General features: G+C 66.2%; 20 protein-coding genes and 1 tRNA gene. 10 read left to right on the plus strand and 11 right to left on the minus strand.

Features of this window, described 5'->3' with window-relative positions:
- Positions 1-9 precede the first annotated feature (9 nt).
- The 6 genes from BST12_RS13045 to BST12_RS13070 all read right to left on the minus strand — a co-directional run bounded on the left by BST12_RS13045 (position 10) and on the right by BST12_RS13070 (position 3,570).
- Entirely contained in the window at positions 10-204 is a 195-nt protein-coding gene (locus BST12_RS13045; RefSeq protein WP_083113540.1) for a hypothetical protein, read from the minus strand.
- Between the two features lie 2 nt (positions 205-206).
- On the minus strand, positions 207-1,760 hold the full coding sequence (locus BST12_RS13050) for a GMC family oxidoreductase (protein ID WP_083113541.1): 1,554 nt from the start codon (positions 1,758-1,760) through the stop codon (positions 207-209).
- A gap of 111 nt (positions 1,761-1,871) precedes the next feature.
- Positions 1,872-1,943 (minus strand) — tRNA-Val (locus BST12_RS13055).
- Positions 1,944-2,003: 60 nt separating this feature from the next.
- Positions 2,004-2,465: a peroxiredoxin gene (locus BST12_RS13060; RefSeq protein WP_083113542.1), complete on the minus strand. Its 462-nt coding sequence runs from the start codon at positions 2,463-2,465 to the stop codon at positions 2,004-2,006.
- Positions 2,465-2,887 carry a DUF3052 domain-containing protein gene (locus tag BST12_RS13065; RefSeq protein ID WP_083113543.1) on the minus strand — a complete coding sequence of 141 codons (423 nt, stop codon included), beginning with the start codon at positions 2,885-2,887 and terminating at the stop codon, positions 2,465-2,467. The genes BST12_RS13060 and BST12_RS13065 overlap by 1 nt, the downstream gene beginning before the upstream one ends.
- A gap of 80 nt (positions 2,888-2,967) precedes the next feature.
- Positions 2,968-3,570 (minus strand): hypothetical protein, encoded by a 603-nt coding sequence (locus BST12_RS13070; protein WP_083113544.1) that lies wholly within the window; start codon positions 3,568-3,570, stop codon positions 2,968-2,970.
- Between the two features lie 150 nt (positions 3,571-3,720).
- Here BST12_RS13070 and aceE point away from each other — a divergent pair, with 150 nt between their 5' ends.
- The 7 genes from aceE (at position 3,721) to BST12_RS13105 (ending at position 13,507) form a co-directional block, all read left to right on the plus strand.
- Positions 3,721-6,510: a pyruvate dehydrogenase (acetyl-transferring), homodimeric type gene (gene aceE, locus BST12_RS13075; protein WP_083113545.1), complete on the plus strand. Its 2,790-nt coding sequence runs from the start codon at positions 3,721-3,723 to the stop codon at positions 6,508-6,510.
- 153 nt (positions 6,511-6,663) lie between these two features.
- Positions 6,664-7,992, plus strand: a complete 1,329-nt coding sequence (locus BST12_RS13080) for a PucR family transcriptional regulator (RefSeq protein WP_083113546.1) — start codon at positions 6,664-6,666, stop codon at positions 7,990-7,992.
- 137 nt (positions 7,993-8,129) lie between these two features.
- Complete coding sequence (locus BST12_RS13085) at positions 8,130-9,047, plus strand: ACP S-malonyltransferase (protein ID WP_083113547.1); 918 nt, start codon at positions 8,130-8,132, stop codon at positions 9,045-9,047.
- A 75-nt stretch (positions 9,048-9,122) separates the two neighbouring features.
- Positions 9,123-9,470, plus strand: a complete 348-nt coding sequence (gene acpM / locus BST12_RS13090) for a meromycolate extension acyl carrier protein AcpM (RefSeq protein ID WP_083113548.1) — start codon at positions 9,123-9,125, stop codon at positions 9,468-9,470.
- Positions 9,467-10,717 carry a 3-oxoacyl-ACP synthase KasA gene (gene kasA, locus BST12_RS13095; protein WP_083113549.1) on the plus strand — a complete coding sequence of 417 codons (1,251 nt, stop codon included), beginning with the start codon at positions 9,467-9,469 and terminating at the stop codon, positions 10,715-10,717. The genes acpM and kasA overlap by 4 nt, the downstream gene beginning before the upstream one ends.
- Before the next feature lie 81 nt (positions 10,718-10,798).
- Complete coding sequence (kasB, locus tag BST12_RS13100) at positions 10,799-12,052, plus strand: 3-oxoacyl-ACP synthase KasB (RefSeq protein WP_083113550.1); 1,254 nt, start codon at positions 10,799-10,801, stop codon at positions 12,050-12,052.
- 33 nt (positions 12,053-12,085) lie between these two features.
- On the plus strand, positions 12,086-13,507 hold the full coding sequence (locus tag BST12_RS13105; RefSeq protein WP_083113551.1) for an acyl-CoA carboxylase subunit beta: 1,422 nt from the start codon (positions 12,086-12,088) through the stop codon (positions 13,505-13,507).
- 11 nt (positions 13,508-13,518) lie between these two features.
- Here BST12_RS13105 and BST12_RS35120 read toward each other — a convergent pair whose 3' ends face one another.
- The 4 genes from BST12_RS35120 to BST12_RS13120 all read right to left on the minus strand — a co-directional run bounded on the left by BST12_RS35120 (position 13,519) and on the right by BST12_RS13120 (position 16,430).
- Positions 13,519-13,818 carry an aromatic-ring hydroxylase C-terminal domain-containing protein gene (locus BST12_RS35120; RefSeq protein WP_443677785.1) on the minus strand — a complete coding sequence of 100 codons (300 nt, stop codon included), beginning with the start codon at positions 13,816-13,818 and terminating at the stop codon, positions 13,519-13,521.
- A 215-nt stretch (positions 13,819-14,033) separates the two neighbouring features.
- Complete coding sequence (locus BST12_RS35130; protein ID WP_443677786.1) at positions 14,034-14,234, minus strand: FAD-dependent monooxygenase; 201 nt, start codon at positions 14,232-14,234, stop codon at positions 14,034-14,036.
- 76 nt (positions 14,235-14,310) lie between these two features.
- Positions 14,311-15,861: a glycerol-3-phosphate dehydrogenase/oxidase gene (locus BST12_RS13115; protein ID WP_139801648.1), complete on the minus strand. Its 1,551-nt coding sequence runs from the start codon at positions 15,859-15,861 to the stop codon at positions 14,311-14,313.
- Positions 15,861-16,430, minus strand: a complete 570-nt coding sequence (locus tag BST12_RS13120; protein WP_083113553.1) for a TetR/AcrR family transcriptional regulator — start codon at positions 16,428-16,430, stop codon at positions 15,861-15,863. The genes BST12_RS13115 and BST12_RS13120 overlap by 1 nt, the downstream gene beginning before the upstream one ends.
- A 47-nt stretch (positions 16,431-16,477) precedes the next feature.
- On the opposite strand from BST12_RS13120, the gene BST12_RS13125 reads away from it, so the two are divergent.
- The 3 genes from BST12_RS13125 to BST12_RS13135 all read left to right on the plus strand — a co-directional run bounded on the left by BST12_RS13125 (position 16,478) and on the right by BST12_RS13135 (position 19,648).
- Positions 16,478-18,058, plus strand: a complete 1,581-nt coding sequence (locus tag BST12_RS13125; RefSeq protein WP_083113572.1) for an FAD-binding oxidoreductase — start codon at positions 16,478-16,480, stop codon at positions 18,056-18,058.
- A gap of 8 nt (positions 18,059-18,066) precedes the next feature.
- Complete coding sequence (locus tag BST12_RS13130) at positions 18,067-19,011, plus strand: diacylglycerol kinase (RefSeq protein ID WP_139801654.1); 945 nt, start codon at positions 18,067-18,069, stop codon at positions 19,009-19,011.
- 103 nt (positions 19,012-19,114) lie between these two features.
- Entirely contained in the window at positions 19,115-19,648 is a 534-nt protein-coding gene (locus tag BST12_RS13135) for an Rv2253 family sensor-like surface protein (protein ID WP_083113574.1), read from the plus strand.
- A gap of 3 nt (positions 19,649-19,651) precedes the next feature.
- On the opposite strand, the gene BST12_RS13140 is transcribed toward BST12_RS13135, so the two are convergent.
- Complete coding sequence (locus BST12_RS13140; RefSeq protein ID WP_083113573.1) at positions 19,652-20,164, minus strand: DUF3145 domain-containing protein; 513 nt, start codon at positions 20,162-20,164, stop codon at positions 19,652-19,654.
- Positions 20,165-20,207: the final 43 nt, after the last annotated feature.

Raw genomic sequence — 20,207 nt, forward strand, 5'->3', positions numbered from 1 at the left:
AGCCCTTGTTCATGGCTTGTTCGCGTCCTTGATCAAGGTGCTGATCTGCTCAAGCAGCTCACGCATGTCGGCGCGCATCGCGTCCACCGCGGCGTACAGGTCCGCCTTGGTCGCCGGCTGCTGATCCGACGACAATGGCCGCACGGGTGGTTTCGACGTCTGTCGCGCCGTGCTGTCGCTCTTCGAACCAGGAAGCTCGCTCACGCTCACGACCTTGCCATACCGGCTGAGGCACGTCCAAAGGCAGTTCCGGCCAGCAGGAAATCTGCGCATCGTTCGCCGATCATGATCGAGGGCGCGTTGGTGTTGGCGCGGGGAATCTCAGGAAGCGCCGACGCGTCGGCAACTCGAAGATTGTGCACCCCGCGCACGCGCAGCTGCTCGTCGAGAGCGCTGCCGGAGTGGCTGCCCATCGCAACGCTGCAGGCCGGATGTGCCGTCGTGGTCGCGGTGTCCCTGATCGCGGCTTCGACGTCCATGCCCGGCCCGGGCAGCAGCTCACGATCGATGGCCGACGCGATCGGCTCGGTGCCGATGATTTCGCGGCTGCGCTGCACCGCCCGGATCAGTGCGTCGACGTCGTCGCGCTCGGTGAGCATGTTCAGCCGGATCGCCGGCGGTGTGGCCGGGTCGGGCGAACGGACCAGCACACTGCCGCGGCTCTTGGGCGTCCAGTACGAGTGCAGCATGGTCACCGCGGGAGTGAATTTGCCGCCGCGCGGATCGGCCAGCCCGTCAGCGGGGCTGAACACCAGCTGAAAGTCGCACGCCGGCAGGTCGGGGGTGGACCTGACGTGGGCTACCGCCTCGGTACCGTTGCTGGTCAGCTTGCCGGTTCGGTGTAATAGCCACTGCAACAACCATTTTGGATGCGCGGCATCGGCAAGCCCGACATAGCCGGGCGCCAGGGCCCAGATGGCGAACGCGTTGGGGTGGTCGGTGAGACCCTGGCCAACCCGGGGACTGTCCACCAGCGGCGTGATGCCCACGCGGCGCAGGTGATCGGCGGGACCGATGCCGGACAGCTGCAATAGCTGGGGTGTGCCGAACGCGCCTGCGCTCAGGATGATCTCGTTGCCGGCGAAAGCCTGGTGAACACGTCCGCGGCGGCGGTACTCGACGCCGACCGCCCGGCCGTCGCGCACAATCACGCGGCGGACCAGGGCCTTGGTGAGGATCGTCAGATTCTTCTGGCGTCGTAGGTAGCCACGCGCGGCACTCCAGCGCTGGCCGTTATGGATGGTGGCCGGGGTGATCGTCGCGCCGTCCAGGTCAGGTCCGCTGACGTCGTCGTTGGCAGGAACGCCGGCGGCGCGCGCCGCGGCGACGAAGCGGTGCGACAGCTCGTCGGTATAGGGCACGGGCGCCACGTGCATCGGACCCCGTTCGATCCGTGCGAATACCGGCGCTACGTCGTTCCAGCTCCAGCCGGGCAGCCCCCAGCCGTCGTAGTCGAGGTCGCTGCCCTTGACCCACACCATCGCGTTCATCGCGCTGGTCCCGCCGAGCACCCGGCCGCGCGGCTGCGGGAGGCGACGGTTGGCGCACCCGGGTTCGGGCTCGCTCTCGTAGCCCCAGTCCAGTGAGGTGCCGATCTGACGGGAAAATGCCAGCGGCGCCCGTACTGTGAGCCGCCGGTCCGATCCCCCGGCTTCGATCAACAGCACCCGGCACGACGATTCCGCCGTCAACCGCCCGGCTACCGCACAGCCGGCCGAGCCGGCCCCGATCACGATGAAGTCGTACCCGGTCGCGTTCATATCGAGCACTATCACCTAGCGCGCGAGCGTAACGCCAGTGCGAAGACAAGGGACCAAAGTCGCGGCCACGTTACGCTCACGAACGCCGCGGTACGCCTACCGGCTACCGAGTGGGCGCGGACGGTATCGAACCGCCGACCGCTGGTGTGTAAAACCAGAGCTCTACCACTGAGCTACGCGCCCTTGAAACCCTGAATGCCCGCCGGGCAGGCTACACGCAAAAAACCCAACCCCCCAAAACACTCACCCCCGCAGAGCCGCCAGCGCCTGCGTCCACAGCCGCTGATCGCGGGCCTCACCGGGTTGTTTCATCTCGGCGAACCGGATGATGCCCGAGCGGTCGACCACAAACGTGCCGCGATTGGAAATGCCCGCTACCTCGTTGAACACGCCATAGGCCCGGCTGACCTCGCCGTGCGGCCAAAAATCCGACAACACCGGAAACAGGAACCCACTCTGGGTGGCCCAGACTTTGTGGGTCGGTGGCGGGCCCACCGAAATCGCCAGCGCCGCACTGTCGTCGTTCTCGAACTCCGGCAGATGATCGCGCAGCTGGTCCAGCTCACCCTGGCAGATTCCGGTGAAGGCCAGCGGGAAGAACACCAGCAGCACGTTTTTGGCGCCCTGATAGCCGCTGAGCGTCACGGGCTGGTGATTCTGGTCGCGCAGCGTGAAGTCGGGTGCGGTGGCTCCGACGTCCAGCATCAGCGCTTTCCGGCCCGAGACTTGGGCTGGACCAGTCGGCTGCCGCTCCAGTTGCCGAGGTTGACCGACGACGTCGGCATCAGCCCGGCAGTCGGGGCCGCCTCCGCGATCTCGGCCGGCAGCACGTGACCGGGCTTGCCGGTCTTGGGCGTGAGCACCCAGATGACACCGTCTTCGGCCAGTGGACCGATCGCATCCATCAGGGTGTCAACCAGATCCCCGTCGCCGTCGCGCCACCACAGCAGCACCACGTCGATGACTTCGTCGGTGTCTTCATCGAGCAGCTCGCCGCCGCACGCTTCTTCGACCGCCGCGCGAATGTCGTCGTCGGTGTCTTCGTCCCAGCCCCACTCCTGGACAACTTGGTCTCGTTCAATGCCCAGTTTGCGACCGTAGCTCGGGGCGTGATCCGCCGCGACCACCGTGGAACCTCCTTTAACCATCCGCACGACGCGCGATTGGCCTATCGTCGCACAACCACAACCCGGTCCATACGGCTACCTCAATAGGAAGCCGTGCAGAGCTTCAAAGCCTTTGTCTTCGTGTCATTGAGCTGATCGACTCGCTTGTTGAACTCCCCCGTCGACGCGTGCGTACCGATGGCGTTCGCCACCGCGCGGGCCGCGTCGGAGTATGCGTTGAGCGCGTCGCGCATCTGCGACGACAGCGCGTCACTGAGACTGCCGGTCACCGACGAGGCGCTGTCGTTGAGCGCCGATATCGCCGGGCCTTCGGTCGGGCCAGTGCTACGGCCGGCGTTGTACGCCGCGACGAAGTTGTTCACCTTGTCGATGGCGTCCTTGCTGGTGCTGGCCAGCGCGTCGCAGGAGGTGTGAATCGCCTTGGTAGTCAACGATTGCTGGCGTTGGGACTCCCGCACGCTGGACGTTACCGACGATGCCGATATCGACACCGACACCGACGACCGGTAGGCACCGGCGACGGTGGTGTCCGGGGTCGCGGTTCCTTCGGTGACGGTGGTACAGCCGACGATTCCCATCAGCAATACCGCGGTACAACCAAGCGCCAGTGCGCCTCGCCTGGGGCCTCGATTCGAGAAAACCCCCACGTGCCTGCGAGGGACGGCACCCCATCCGATGAGCACGGCTCATGACGTTACCGGGTGGTGGCCACATCTGTCCCACCTGTACCGGGTTGGATTCGGCCTTCCCCTTGTTACCGGCGCCTACCCGCCCGGTGCACCGGTGCGGCACGATAGGGAGAGGAACATCTCCGCCAACTGAGGAGTAGTGCGTTGACCACCGAGTTCGCACGGCAAGATCTGGCCAAAACCTCAAGCAACGCAAGCGAACCCGACCGTGTCCGGGTGATCCGCGAGGGTGTGGCCTCCTATCTGCCCGACATCGATCCCGAGGAGACGTCGGAGTGGCTGGAGTCGTTCGACGAGCTGCTGGAACGTTCGGGGCCCTCGCGGGCGCGCTACCTGATGTTGCGCTTGCTGGAACGCGCCGGCGAGCAGCGGGTCGCCATCCCCGCGCTGACGTCGACCGACTACGTCAACACCATCCCGACCGAGCTTGAGCCCTGGTTTCCCGGCGACGAGGACGTCGAACGCCGCTACCGCACCTGGATCCGCTGGAATGCGGCCATCATGGTGCACCGCGCACAACGGCCGGGCGTGGGCGTCGGTGGTCATATTTCGACGTATGCGTCCTCGGCGGCGCTCTACGAGGTCGGTTTCAACCACTTCTTCCGCGGTAAGGCGCACCCCGGCGGCGGCGACCAGGTGTTCATCCAGGGCCACGCTTCCCCGGGCATCTACGCGCGCGCCTATCTGGAGGGCCGGTTGACCGCCGACCGGCTGGACGGCTTCCGCCAGGAGCACAGTCACCCGGGCGGCGGGTTGCCGTCCTATCCGCACCCGCGGCTGATGAAGGACTTCTGGGAGTTCCCGACGGTGTCGATGGGCCTGGGCCCGATGAACGCCATCTACCAGGCACGGTTCAACCACTACCTGCACGATCGCGGCCTCAAGGACACCTCTGATCAGCACGTGTGGGCATTCCTCGGCGACGGCGAGATGGACGAACCCGAAAGCCGGGGGCTGGCCCACGTCGCCGCGCTGGAAGGCCTGGACAACCTGACTTTCGTCATCAACTGCAACCTGCAGCGCCTCGACGGCCCGGTGCGCGGCAACGGCAAGATCATCCAGGAGCTGGAGTCGTTCTTCCGGGGCGCCGGCTGGAACGTCATCAAGGTGGTGTGGGGCCGCGAATGGGACGCCCTGTTACACGCCGACCGCGACGGCGCGCTGGTCAACCTGATGAACACCACCCCCGACGGGGATTACCAGACGTACAAGGCCAACGACGGCGCCTACGTGCGCGACCACTTCTTCGGACGCGACCCGCGCACCAAGGCGCTGGTGCAGAACATGAGCGACTCCGAGATCTGGAACCTCAAGCGTGGCGGCCACGACTATCGCAAGGTCTATGCCGCCTATCGCGCCGCCATCGACCACCGGGGTCAGCCGACGGTGATCCTGGCCAAGACCATCAAGGGCTACTCGCTGGGCGCTCACTTCCAGGGCCGAAACGCCACCCATCAGATGAAAAAGCTTGCGCTGCAAGACCTTAAGCGTTTCCGGGACTCCATGCGTATCCCGATCAGCGACGCCGAGCTGGACGAAAACCCCTATCTCCCGCCGTACTACCACCCTGGTCCCGACGCGCCGGAGATCCGCTATCTGCTCGACCGCCGGCGCACCCTGGGCGGCTTCCTGCCCGAACGCCGGACAAAGACGAAGGCGTTGCCGCTGCCGGGCCGCGACATCTACAAAGCCTTGAAGAAGGGTTCTGGAAACCAGGAAGTCGCCACCACCATGGCGATGGTACGAACCTTCAAAGAAGTGTTGCGGGACAAGGAAATCGGGCCGCGCATCGTCCCCATCATTCCCGACGAGGCCCGTACCTTCGGCATGGACTCCTGGTTCCCGTCGCTGAAGATCTACAACCGCAACGGCCAGCTGTACACCGCCGTCGACGCCGAACTCATGCTGGCCTACAAGGAAAGCGAGATCGGCCAGATTCTGCACGAGGGCATCAACGAGGCGGGCTCGTGCGCGTCATTCACCGCGGTCGGCACCTCGTATGCGACGCACAACGAGCCGATGATCCCGATCTACATCTTCTATTCGATGTTCGGGTTCCAGCGCACCGGCGACGGGTTCTGGGCGGCCGCCGACCAAATGGCCCGCGGGTTCGTGCTGGGCGCCACCGCCGGCCGCACCACGCTGACGGGCGAGGGGCTGCAGCACGCCGACGGGCATTCGCTGCTGCTGGCCGCCACCAATCCGGCAGTGGTCTCCTACGACCCGGCGTTCGCCTACGAGATCGCATACATCGTCGAAAGCGGACTGGCCCGCATGTTCGGGCCGGACCCGGAAAACGTGTACTTCTACATCACCATCTACAACGAGCCATATGTGCAGCCGCCAGAGCCGGAGAACTTCGACCCCGAAGGCGTGCTGCGAGGGATCTACCGCTACCGGGCAGTGACCGAGGAACGTGGAAGCAAGGCCCAGATCCTGGCCTCGGGAGTGTCGATGCCCGCGGCGTTGCAGGCATCGCAGATGCTGGCCGCCGAGTGGAACGTGGCCGCCGACGTGTGGTCGGTGACCAGCTGGGGCGAACTCAACCGCGACGGGGTCGCCATCGAGACTGAGCGGCTGCGCCACCCGGACCGGCCGGCGCGGGAGGCGTACGTGACCAAGGTTCTCTCCGCCAGCAGCGGCCCGGTGGTCGCCGTATCGGACTGGATGCGCGCGGTCCCCGAACAGATCCGGCCGTGGGTGCCCGGCACCTACGTCACGCTGGGCACCGACGGCTTCGGCTTTTCCGACACCCGGCCCGCCGCGCGGCGCTACTTCAACACCGATGCCGAATCCGTGGTGGTCGCGGTGCTCGAGGCGCTGGCCCGCGACGGCGAACTCGACGAGTCGGTGTCGATCGAGGCGGCCCGCAAGTACAAGATCGACGACGTGCTGGCCGCGCCCGAGCAGACGTCGGACCCCGGCGTCGCCTGAACCCACCGGCCGCCAAGCCCGCCGCCGAGCGTGAAGCTGGCCGCACGCTGGGCGCCCGGCGTGAAGCTGGCCGCACGTTCGTCGCCCCGGTCGTGACCTCGAGCGTGCGCGCCTTTGGCGGGATCTTCTAGAAAACAGGCGTAGCTTTTAGGGGTGAACGACAATCAGTTTGCCGGCCCCTTCGCCGCGCGGCCCCGATCGCCGCTGGAACTGCTCGATACCGTGCCGGATTCCCTGCTGCGCCGGCTCAAGCAGTACTCAGGCCGGCTGGCCACCGAGGCCGTATCGGCCATGCAGGATCGATTGCCGTTCTTCGCAGACCTGGAAGCCTCCCAGCGGGCCAGCGTGGCGCTGGTGGTGCAGACCGCGGTGGTGAACTTCGTCGAGTGGATGCACGACCCGCATAGCGACGTCAGCTACACCGCCCAGGCATTCGAGCTGGTGCCCCAGGATCTGACCCGGCGCATCGCGTTGCGCCACACCGTGGACATGGTCCGCGTCACCATGGAGTTCTTCGAGGAAGTCGTGCCGCTGCTGGCCCGCTCCGAAGAACAGTTGACCGCGCTGACGGTGGGGATCCTCAAGTACAGCCGCGACCTGGCCTTCACCGCGGCCACTGCGTACGCCGATGCGGCCGAGGCGCGCGGCACCTGGGACAGCCGGATGGAGGCCAGCGTCGTCGACGCGGTGGTGCGCGGCGACACCGGTCCCGAGCTGCTGTCCCGGGCGGCCACGCTGAACTGGGACACGACCGCACCGGCCACGGTGGTGGTGGGCACCCCCGCGCCCGGCCGCGACGGCCCGAACAGCAAGGCCAGCAGCGAGCGGGCCAGCCAGGACTTGCGCGACATCGCCGCGCGCCACGGCCGGGCCGCGCTGACCGACGTGCACGGCACCTGGCTGGTGGCCATCGTGTCGGGCCCGCTGTCGCCGACGGAGAAGTTCTTGAAGGATCTGCTGGAAGCCTTTTCCGATGGTCCGGTGGTTATCGGGCCGACGGCACCGATGCTGACGGCGGCGTATCACAGTGCCAGCGAGGCGATTTCGGGAATGAACGCGGTGGCCGGCTGGCGCGGGGCGCCCCGACCCGTACTGGCGCGAGAGCTGTTGCCCGAACGCGCCTTGATGGGTGACGCGTCGGCGATCGTCGCGTTGCACACCGACGTCATGCGCCCCCTGGCTGACGCCGGCCCAACGCTCGTCGAGACTCTGGATGCTTTCTTAGATTCCGGCGGCGCCATTGAGGCTTGTGCCAGGAAGTTGTTCGTTCATCCAAACACCGTCCGCTACCGGCTCAAGCGGATCACCGACTTCACCGGGCGTGATCCCACGCAGCCACGCGATGCGTATGTCCTGCGAGTGGCGGCGACGGTAGGCCAGCTCAACTATCCGACTCATCATTCCAGCGTCAATAACAATGCGGTCTCGCCCGTTCCGCTGCCGCTCAGAGGGGGTACGGTAGCTCCGTCGGGCGCAGAGTGATTTAGCCAACAGATCGCGACCGGATCTCAAACATGTAGCTTACGGGCCTGTTTTGTGGGGTGTATACAAAAACCTAAGACGAGGTTCATAATCTGTTACACCCCGCAAAACCGTCTTCACAGTGTTCTCTTAGACACGTGATTGCATTTCTTGCGCCCGGACAGGGCTCCCAGAGCGAAGGAATGCTGTCGCCGTGGCTGGAACTGCCCGGGGCAGCAGACCAGGTTGCAACGTGGTCGAAGGCCAGCGGCCTCGACCTGGCTCGACTGGGCACAACCGCGTCCACCGAGGAGATCACCGATACCGCGGTTGCCCAGCCATTGATCGTGGCCACCACCCTGCTGGCTCACCAGGAGCTGACATCGCGCGGGCTGCTCAACGACCAAGAATTGATCGTGGCCGGCCACTCCGTCGGCGAGATCGCGGCCTACGCGATCGCCGGTGTGATGGCCGCCGACGACGCCGTCGCACTGGCCGCGACCCGCGGTGCCGAGATGGCCAAGGCCTGCGCGGCCGAGCCGACCGGCATGTCCGCGGTGCTCGGCGGCGACGAAGCCGAGGTACTGAGTCGGCTCGAGCAACTCGACCTGGTCCCCGCCAACCGCAACGCCGCCGGCCAGATCGTCGCGGCCGGCCTGCTGACCGCGCTGGAGAAGCTCGCCGAGGACCCGCCCGCCAAGGCGCGGGTGCGCGCCCTGGGCGTGGCCGGTGCGTTCCACACGCCGTTCATGGCCGGGGCCCTGGAGGGCTACGCCGCGGCGGCAGCCTGCATCGACACCGCCGAGCCCACAGTCACGCTATTGTCTAACCACGACGGTAAGCCGGTCGAGTCAGCGGCCGCGGCGATGGAGACCCTGGTCTCACAGCTCACCCAGCCAGTGCGCTGGGATCTGTGCACCGCCTATCTGCGTGACCACGCAGAGAGCCCAGTCACGGCGATCGTGGAGTTCCCGCCCGCGGGCACCCTCACCGGTATCGCCAAACGAGAACTTCGGGGGGTTCCGACGCGAGCCGTCAAGTCACCCGCAGATCTGGACGAGTTGGCAAACCTCTAGCCGCCAGCTCCGCCCAGGACCACAAGAGCACGTCAAAACCGATTTAACACAACACATTACGAAGGGAAAGACGCTGTGGCCGTCAGCCAGGAAGAAATCATTGCCGGTATCGCCGAGATCATCGAAGAGGTCACCGGTATCGAGCCGTCGGAGGTCACCCCGGAGAAGTCGTTCGTCGACGACCTGGACATCGACTCGCTGTCGATGGTTGAGATCGCCGTGCAGACCGAGGACAAGTACGGCGTGAAGATCCCGGACGAGGACCTCGCCGGTCTGCGTACCGTCGGTGACGTCGTCGCCTACATCCAGAAGCTCGAGGAAGAGAACCCCGAGGCCGCCGAGGCGCTGCGCGCCAAGCTGGAGACCGACAACCCCGAGGCGGTTGCGAACGTCAAGGCGAGGCTGGAAGCAGAGAGCAAGTGACCAAGCCTTCCACTGCTAATGGCGGTTACCCCAGCGTTGTGGTAACCGCCGTCACGGCGACGACATCGATCGCGCCGGACATCGAGAGCACGTGGAAGGGCTTGTTGGCCGGCGAAAGCGGCATCCACGTACTCGAAGACGACTTCGTGACGAAGTGGGACCTGCCGGTCAAGATCGGTGGCCACCTCAAGGAGTCCATCGACGACCACATGGGCCGGCTCGACATGCGGCGAATGTCCTACGTCCAGCGGATGGCCAAGCTGTTGAGTGGCCAGCTGTGGGAGTCGGCGGGCAACCCCGAGGTCGACCCGGACCGGTTCACCGTCGTGGTGGGCACCGGTCTCGGTGGTGCCGAGCGGATCGTCGAAAGCTACGACCTGATGAACGAGGGCGGGCCCCGCAAGGTGTCCCCGCTCGCCGTTCAGATGATCATGCCCAACGGCGCCGCGGCGGTCGTCGGACTGCAACTCGGTGCCCGCGCCGGGGTGATCACCCCGGTGTCGGCCTGTTCGTCGGGTTCGGAGGCGATTGCCCACGCGTGGCGCCAGATCGTCATGGGTGACGCGGACGTCGCCGTGTGCGGTGGCGTCGAGGGGCCCATCGAGGCGCTGCCCATCGCGGCGTTCTCCATGATGCGGGCCATGTCCACGCGCAACGACGAACCCGAGCGTGCGTCGCGTCCGTTCGACAAGGACCGGGACGGCTTCGTGTTCGGCGAGGCCGGGGCACTGATGCTGATCGAGACCGAAGAGCACGCCAAGGCCCGCGGCGCCAAGCCGCTGGCCCGGTTGATGGGTGCCGGTGTCACCTCGGACGCCTTCCACATGGTGGCGCCTGCGGCCGACGGCATTCGGGCCGGTAGGGCGATGACCCGGGCGATGGAATTGGCGGGCCTGTCCCCCAAAGACATCGACCACGTCAACGCCCATGGGACCGCTACGCCGATCGGCGACGCCGCTGAGGCCAACGCCCTGCGGGTGGCCAGTTGCGACAAGGCGGCGGTTTATGCGCCGAAGTCGGCGCTGGGCCACTCCATCGGTGCGGTCGGTGCGCTCGAATCTCTACTCACGGTGCTGAGCCTGCGGGACGGCGTCATCCCACCGACACTGAACTACGAGACCCCGGATCCCGAGATCGACCTCGATGTTGTGGCTGGCGAACCGCGCTACGGCGACTTCCGCTACGCGATCAACAACTCGTTCGGGTTCGGTGGCCACAACGTGGCGCTCGCGTTCGGGCGTTACTGAGCACGGCGTCCGGCGACGAAGCGGGCCTGAAACGGGCCCCGGAGAAGCCGGACAGATACGGAAGGAACGTTGGCTAGACCAATGACGGAGCTGGTTACCGGGAAAACACTCCCGAACGTAGTTGTCACCGGCGTCGCCATGACGACAGCACTGGCAACTGACGCGGAAAACACGTGGAAGTTGCTGCTTGACGGTCAAAGCGGGATTCGGACCCTCGACGACCCGTTCGTCGAGGAGTTCGACCTGCCGGTGCGCATCGGCGGCCACCTGCTGGAGGAGTTCGACAGTCACCTCACCCGCGTCGAGCTGCGCCGGACGGGTTACCTGCAGCGGATGTCCACCGTCCTCAGCCGCCGGGTCTGGGAGAACGCCGGCTCGCCTGAGGTCGACTTCAACCGGTTGATGGTGTCCATCGGCACCGGGCTGGGTTCCTCGGAAGAGATGGTTTTCAGCTACGACGACATGCGCGCGCGTGGCATGCGGGCAGTCTCTCCGCTGGGGGTGCAGAAGTACATGCCCAACGGCGCGGCCGCGGCGGTGGGTCTGGAACGGCACGCCAAGGCCGGGGTCATCACTCCGGTGTCGGCATGCGCGTCGGGTTCGGAAGGCATCGCCCAGGCGTGGCGCAATATCGTCTTCGGGGAGGCCGATGTCGCGATCTGTGGTGGCGTCGAAACCAGAATCGAAGCGGTTCCGATCGCGGCGTTCGCCCAGATGCGCATCGTCATGTCCACCAAGAACGATGACCCGGTGGGTGCCTGTCGCCCGTTCGACCGGGACCGCAGCGGATTCGTGTTCGGTGAAGCCGGTGCGCTGATGGTGATCGAGACCGAGGAGCACGCCAAGGCTCGTGGGGCCAACATCCTGGCTCGCATCATGGGCGCCAGCATCACCTCGGACGGCTACCACATGGTGGCACCGGACCCCAACGGCGAACGCGCCGGACATGCCATGTCTCGCGCGGTTCAACTCGCGGGTCTGACGCCGGCCGACATCGACCACGTCAACGCACACGCCACCGGAACCTCGGTGGGCGATGTCGCCGAGGGCAGGGCCATCAACAACGCGCTGGGCAGCAACAAGCCGGCGGTCTACGCGCCGAAGGCCGCGCTTGGCCACTCGGTGGGTGCGGTCGGCGCGGTCGAGTCCATCCTCACCGTGCTCGCGTTGCGGGATCAGGTCGTTCCGCCGACACTGAACCTGGAAAATCTCGACCCTGAGATCGATCTGGACGTGGTCGCGGGTAAGCCGCGGCCCGGCGACTACAAGTACGCCATCAACAATTCGTTCGGATTTGGCGGGCACAATGTGGCGATCGCCTTTGGACGGTATTAATCCGAGCAACACCGGAATAACAGGAGACCTGCGATGACAATCATGGCCCCCGAGGCGGTTGGCGAGTCGCTCGACCCCCGCGATCCGTTGCTGCGGCTGAGCAACTTCTTCGACGACGGCACCGTGGAACTGCTGCACGAGCGCGACCGTTCGGGTGTGCTGGCCGCGGCGGGCACCGTCAACGGCATGCGCACCATCGCGTTCTGCACCGACGGCACGGTGATGGGCGGCGCGATGGGCACCGAAGGCTGCCAGCACATCGTCAACGCCTACGACACCGCCATCGAGGAGCAGAGCCCCATCGTGGGCATCTGGCACTCCGGCGGCGCCCGATTGGCCGAGGGAGTGCGCGCGCTGCACGCCGTCGGCACCGTGTTCGAGGCCATGATCCGCGCCTCGGGCTACATTCCGCAGATCTCAGTGGTCGTCGGCTTCGCCGCCGGCGGCGCCGCCTACGGACCGGCACTGACCGACGTCATCGTGATGGCCCCGGAAAGCCGGGTATTCGTCACCGGACCAGACGTGGTGCGCAGCGTTACCGGCGAGGACGTGGACATGGCCTCGCTCGGTGGACCGGAGACCCACCACAAGAAGTCTGGGGTGTGCCACATCGTCGCCGACGATGAACTCGACGCTTACGAGCGCGGTCGCCGGTTGGTCGGATTGTTCTGCCAGCAAGGGCATTTCGACCGCACCAAGGCCGAGGCCGGCGACACCGACATCCTGGCGCTGCTGCCCGAGTCGGCGCGACGGGCTTATGACGTGCACCCCATCGTCAGCGCGATCCTCGACGAGGACACGCCGTTCGACGAGTTCCAGGAGAAGTGGGCGCCGTCGATCGTGGTCGGCCTGGGCCGGTTGTCCGGCCGCACGGTCGGCGTGCTGGCCAACAACCCGCTGCGCCTGGGCGGCTGCCTGAACTCCGAAAGCGCCGAGAAGGCAGCGCGTTTCGTGCGCCTGTGCGACGCGTTCGGCATTCCGCTGGTGGTCATCGTCGACGTGCCCGGCTATCTGCCGGGTGTCGACCAGGAATGGGGCGGCGTGGTTCGCCGCGGCGCCAAGCTGCTGCACGCGTTCGGCGAGTGCACGGTTCCGCGGGTCACCTTGGTGACCCGAAAGATCTACGGCGGGGCCTACATTGCGATGAACTCCCGTTCGCTGAACGCGACGAAGGTGTTCGCCTGGCCGGACGCCGAGGTCGCGGTCATGGGCGCCAAAGCCGCCGTCGGGATTCTGCACAAGCGCAAGCTCGCCGCCGCACCCGACCACGAGCGGGAAGCGCTGCACGACGAGCTGGCCGCCGAGCACGAGCGGATCGCCGGTGGCGTGGACAGCGCCATTGACATCGGTGTGGTCGACGAGAAGATCGACCCTGCCCACACCCGCAGCAAGCTCACCGAGGCGCTGGCTCAGGCGCCGACACGCCGCGGCCGCCACAAGAACATTCCGCTGTAACTCTCCCGAGGTCAGCGGTACAGGACCGTCGAAAATGCTTGCCGTAGGCGGCTTTCGGCGCCATCCGACAACTCCTCGGCTCGCCAGCCGATGACGTCGTCCGGGCGGACCAACAACGCGCCGCCTGACTCGAGGCCGGTGCGGGCCGGCCACTGGTCGTCTGCGATGCAATGCACCGCGACCGAAATGCCAAGGGCGGCAGACGCGGACGCGGCGACGGCGCACCACCGCTGATCCCCGGTGAATAAGGTGAACTGGTGATCGACCAGGTCCAATGTTGAGACGCCCGCGCCCACCCAGGCAGGCGGCACCCCCGCATGGCTGCCAGGGCGCGACGTCGACGATGTCCACGTCGATCGGCTCCCCTATCGCGTTGGTGAGCATCTCCCGACAACGGTCCGCGGTGAATTGCGCAGCGGTTTCACCCTGGTCGGGAAAGTAGGTGGTGATGAGCATGCCGAAGTCGTCGCGCACCACCAGAAATATCGCCAAGCTGTGGAACAAACTGTCGCCACGGTCCGCGGAACTAGATGAAGACGACGTAGATCGGCAGCGGATCGTAACCCGAGGTGGTCAGTCCCAGCGAGTCACGCACCTGGCTGTGCACCCCGTCGGCGGCGAGAAGATAGTCGGCGCGCACGGTCTCCGATGTTCCCGAATCCCGGTCGCGCACAATGGGTCCCCGGGCTACGGCGCGGCCGCGGCGGGTGGACAGCCCGGTCCGCACTGCTTTCGCCCGTCATGCCCCGCGACCCATTCTGGCGATACGATTCGGTTTCGTTCCACTGTAGCCGCTCGCGCCGCTAGCCGGTTGCCGCCAGAAATTCCTGAGCCACGCCAACGACGCGCTCACGGTCACGCGGCACCAAACCGATGCGGGTGCGGCGATCGAGGATGTCGTCGACGTCCAGCGCACCCTCATGCGTGACGGCATATTCGAACTCGGCCCGGGTCACGTCGATTCCATCGGCGACCGGCTCGGTGGGCCGGTCGCAGGTGGCCGCGGTGACAACGTTGGCCGCCTCGGCTCCGAAGCGGGCCACCAGCGACGCGGGCAGCTCGCCCGTCGGACCTGCCCCCGGCCCGGGGTTAGCGGGAGCACCAACCAACGGCAGATCACGGGTGCGACACTGCGCTGCGTTCAGATGCCGCAGGCTGATCGCGCGGTTGAGGACATCCTCGGCCATGTAGCGGTATTCGGTCAGCTTGCCGCCGACCACACTGATCACGCCCGACGGCGACTCGAAAATCGCGTGGTCGCGCGACACATCGGCGGTGCGGCCCTCGCCGGTGTCGATCAGCGGCCGCAAACCGGCGTAAGCACCGATGACGTCGCTTGTGGTGACCGTCGTCCCCAACGCGGTGTTGACCGTGTCCAGCAGGAACATGATTTCCTCTGAAGACGGTTCTGGCACATCGGGAATCGGCCCGGGAGCATCTTCGTCGGTCAACCCGAGGTACACCCGGCCCAGCTGCTCGGGCATGGCGAACACAAACCGGTTCAGCTCACCGGGAATCGGAATGGTAAGCGCCGCAGTCGGATTGCCGAAAGCGCTGGCGTCGAAGACGAGATGGGTTCCGCGGCTGGGCCGCAACTTCAACGCCGGATCGATTTCGCCGCCCCACACGCCCGCCGCATTGATGACGGCGCGTGCCGACACCTCGAACGACTGTCCGCTGCGCTGGTCGGTGAGCCGCACCGAAGTGCCGGTGGCCCTGCAAGCCGACACATAGGTGAAGATCCGGGCGCCGTGCTGCGCCGCCGTCCGCGCCACCGCAGTGACCAGGCGGGCGTCATCGATCAATTGCCCGTCATAGTTGACAAGACCGCCGCCCAGACCGTCACGCCGAACCGTCGGAGCCATCTCTATGACGCGTTGCGCGGATACCCGGCGCGACCGGGGCAGCGTCGAGGACGGTGTACCCGCCAGCACCCGCAACGCGTCGCCGGCCAGAAATCCGGTGCGCACCATCGCCCGCTTCGCGAAATTCATCGACGGCAGCAACGGAACCAGCTGCGGCAACGCTTGGACGAGATGAGGGGCGTTGCGTGTCATCAAGATTCCGCGTTCGATGGCGCTGCGGCGGGCTATGCCGACATTGCCGCTAGCCAAATATCGCAGGCCGCCGTGGACCAGCTTCGAGCTCCACCGGCTGGTCCCGAAGGCCAGATCGTGCTTTTCCACCAGCGCCACCCGCAGGCCGCGCGATGCGGCGTCCAAGGCGATGCCGGCCCCGGTGATACCGCCGCCGATCACCACGACGTCCAGCGGCTCACCGTCGGCGAGTGCGGTCAGCTCGGCGGTGCGGCGCGCGGCGTTGAGAGCAGTCGGGTGAGCGGTCGGGTTGGGCATCAGGACAGGTATCCGTTCAGTGAGTAGGTGAGTTCTGCGGCCAGCGATGCGGAATCAAGAAGCGGCGCAACGATATCCGCGGACTGAATGGTCGACTGTGCAATCAGCAGCACCATCGCCGCGAGCTGACGGGCGTCGCCGGCGCGGACGCTGCCGTTGCGCTGCGCCACTTTGAGCCGGGCGGCAAGCCCCTCGATAAGGAACTGCTGGCTGGCGCCCAGTCGTTCGGTGATGTACACCCGGGCCAGCTCGGAGTGCATCACCGACATGATCAGGTCGTCGCGCCGGAGCAGGTCGGACACTTCGACCACTTGCTTCACCAGCGCCTCGCGGTCGTCCCCGTTGAGCGGCACTTCCCTGAGTACATCGGTGATATGGCTGGTGAGCAGCGTCGACATGATCGACCGAGTGTCCGTCCAGCGGCGGTATACCGTCGGACGGCTGACGCCGGCACGGCGTGCGATCTCGGCGAGCGTCACCCGATCCACACCGAAATCGACCACACAAGTTGCCGCCGCCTGAAGTATGCGGTCCTCGATAGTCGCAGGAGCATTACTCATTGACAGCATGTGTAATACTGTAACGCATGACGCATCTTGAGGAACTCCTCCCGCCGATGAAATGGAACGCGTGGGGAGATCCCGCCGCCGCCAAGCCGCTTTCGGACGGCATCAAGACTTTGCTGAAGCAAGTTGTCGGGCTGGAGGACTCCGACGAAGCGGACCTGCAGCCCGATCAGGTGCAGCTGCGCCCGTCGGCGCTGTCCCAGGAGCATGCGGACCAGCTGACCAAGATCGTCGGCGCCGAGTTCTTCCGCACCGCCGACCGCGACCGGTTGCTGCACGCCGGCGGCAAATCCACACCAGACATGTTGCGCCGCAAGGACACCGGGGTTCAGGACGCACCCGACGCGGTGTTGTTGCCCGGCGATGACGACACCGTCGCCGCACTCCTGCAGTACTGCTCGCAAAACGGCATCGCGGTTGTCCCGTTCGGCGGCGGCACCAACGTCACCGGAGGTCTGGACCCGGTTCGCGGCGGCTTCAGTGCGGTGATCTCGCTGGATTTACGGCGCTTCGATCAACTGCATTCCCTCGACGAGGTGTCCGGCATCGCCGAATTGGGCGGCGGGGTCACCGGCCCGGACGCCGAACGTCTACTCGGCGAACAAGGCTTCTCGCTCGGGCACTTCCCGCAGAGCTTCGAGTTCGCCACCATCGGCGGCTTCGCGGCCACCCGCTCGTCCGGCCAGGACTCCGCGGGCTACGGCCGGTTCAACGACATGATCCTCGGACTGCGAATGATCACACCGGTGGGCGTGTTGGACCTGGGCCGGGTAGCGGCCTCAGCCGCCGGACCTGACCTGCGCCAGCTGGCGATCGGTTCGGAAGGCACTTTCGGCGTCATCACCAAGGTGCGACTGCGGGTGCACCCTAAGCCCGAGACCACCCGCTACGAGGCGTGGTCGTTCCCCGACTTCGCCAGCGGCACGGCGGCGCTGCGCGCGGTCACCCAAACCGCCACCGGGCCCACCGTCGTGCGGCTTTCCGATGAGGCCGAAACCGGAGTCAACCTGGCCACCACCGAGTCGATCGGGGAAAACCAGATCACCGGCGGCTGCTTGGGCTTGACGTTGTTCGAGGGCACCAAGGAGCACACCGAAAGCCGGCACGCCGAAACGCGCGCGCTACTGGAAGCACACGGCGGCAAGTCGCTCGGTGCAGAGCCGGCGCAGGCCTGGGAGCGTGGCCGGTTCGCCGCGCCGTACCTGCGCGACTCCCTGCTGGCCGCCGGCGCGCTGTGCGAGACACTCGAGACCGCCACCGACTGGTCGAACATCCCCACCCTGAAAGCCGCTGTCACCGAAGCACTTACGTCCTCGCTCGCCGAATCGGGCACGCCGGCGCTGGTGATGTGCCACGTGTCGCACGTCTACCCCACGGGCGCGTCGCTGTACTTCACCGTGGTCGCCGGGCAGCGCGGCAATCCGATCGAACAATGGTGGGCGGCCAAACGGGCCGCCTGTGATGCGATCATGGCCAACGGCGGAACCATCACCCATCACCACGCCGTCGGCGCCGACCACCGGCCGTGGATGCGCGAAGAGGTGGGCGATCTGGGCGTGCAGCTGCTGCGCGCGGTCAAGGCGACACTGGATCCGGCCGGAATTCTCAATCCCGGCAAGCTGATTCCGTGACCGCGGAAATTCCGGAAAGCGCCGCGCAGGGACAACTGCGTCGGCGCGAGATCGCGAAGGTCACCGCGCTGACCAACCCCCTGTCGGGACACGGCGCCGCGGTACACGCCTCGCAAGCTGCAATCGCCCGGCTCAAGCACCGGGGCGTCGAAGTCATCGAAATCGTCGGCGAGGACGCCGAAGACGCGCGGTATCTGCTTGCTGCCGCCGTTGAAAACGGCACCGACGCGGTCGTGGTCACCGGCGGCGACGGCGTCATCTCGAACGCATTGCAGGTCCTCGCCGGCACCGACGTTCCGCTGGGCATCGTCCCGGCGGGCACCGGTAACGACCACGCCCGCGAACTCGGCATTCCCACAAAGGATCCCGAGGCCGCCGCCGACCTCATCATCGACGGCTGGACGGAAACCATTGATCTGGGCCGGATTAGGGACGGCGAAGGGGTCGATAAGTGGTTCGGCACCGTAGCCGCAACCGGATTCGATTCCCTGGTCACCGATCGCGCCAACCGGATGACCTGGCCGCACGGACGGCTGCGATACTACATCGCGATGTTCGCCGAGCTTTCGCAGTTGCGCGCGTTGCCATTTCGGTTGGTGCTGGACGGAAAGCAGGAGATCGAGGCCGACCTCACGCTGACGGCGCTGGGCAATATGCGCAGCTATGGCGGCGGAATGCTGATCTGCCCCAACGCCGACCGCGCCGATGGCCTACTGGATTTGACCATGGTGCAGACGGGATCCCGGACGAAGTTGATCCGCTTCTTCCCCACTGCGATCAAGGGCACCCACATCGAACTCGACGAGGTAACCACCGCACGGGCCAAGACCGTGCACATCGAATGCCCCGGCATCAACGTGTACGCCGACGGCGACTTCGCCTGCGCCTTACCGGCCGAGATTTCCGCGGTACCGGCTGCGCTGCAGGTGCTGCGACCGCCCAATCGTGCCTAACGATGTAACGACCGAGCCACCGAACGCGACATCCTTTCAAACCTGCTCGGAACAGGGAGGCGCAATGTTGTCGGGGTTGTCGGGGTTGTCGGGGTTGTCGGGGTTGTCCGGGTTTCGCTGCACCGCGTTGGCTGCCCTGACGGCTACTTCGCTGAGCACCTCGCTGTGCCTGGCCGGTGCGGCCTCAGCGGGTGACACCGCGACCTGGAACGGCGACTACATACTGACGCTTTCCGCCAATGCCAAGACCGGTACCAGCATCGCGGCCAGCCAACCCGAACCTGCCAAGCAAATCAGCGTTTCCATGAGCTCGACCTGCGCGACCGGCGTCTGCATCGCCACCGTGAACAACCCTGCCCCGCCCAAGAACGACTCCATGCCGAAATCGATCGAGTTCGTTTGGAACGGTGCGCAATGGGTTCGCCAAATGGAGTGGAAGTGGGACTGCCTACTGCCCGATGGCACCGTCGAATACGATCCGGCCAAATCGACTTCGGTCTACACGCCCGGGCAGAACGGAACCTTCACCGGCCTGTTTCACACCGACATCTTCAGCGGCGCGTGCCAAGGCAGTGTCGAAATGCCGCTGTCGGCCAAACCGGCCCCGTCGGCGGCCAGTCGAATACCAGTCAATTAACGGCTAACCAACGCCGCGGCTCAGCCAGGTCACTTCACCGGCGTCGCCGCCGTCGCGGTACACCTCGAGCGCGTCATCCCACGCCGTGCCCAGCACCGAATCCAGTTCGGCGGCAAGGGTATCGGCGCCCTGGGCCATCAATGTCCGCAGCCGCATCTCGCCTACCATGATGTCGCCGTTGGCGCTCATCGCCCCGCTCCACAATCCGAGTTGCGGGGTGTGGCTGAACCGCTGGCCGTCGACCCCCGGGCTGGGGTCCTCGGTGACCTCGAACCGCAGCACCGACCAAGACCGCAACGCGTTGGCCAGCCGGGCCCCGGTTCCCACCGGCCCGACCCAATTGGTGACCGCGCGCAATTGGCCGGGCATCGCCGGCTGCGGGGTCCAAACCAGGTTGGCCTTGGACTGCAGGGTCGACGACAACGCCCACTCGACATGCGGGCACACTGCCGCTGGCGAGGCGTGCACATACACCACGCCGGTCGTCACGTCGGCGAATTGATTCGACGCATGCATCTGTTGCTCCTTCGGTTCCACGAGGGACGTCTTCCCCAACGAC

The organism is Mycobacterium angelicum (assembly GCF_002086155.1).
In the GTDB taxonomy this organism is placed as follows: domain Bacteria; phylum Actinomycetota; class Actinomycetes; order Mycobacteriales; family Mycobacteriaceae; genus Mycobacterium; species Mycobacterium angelicum.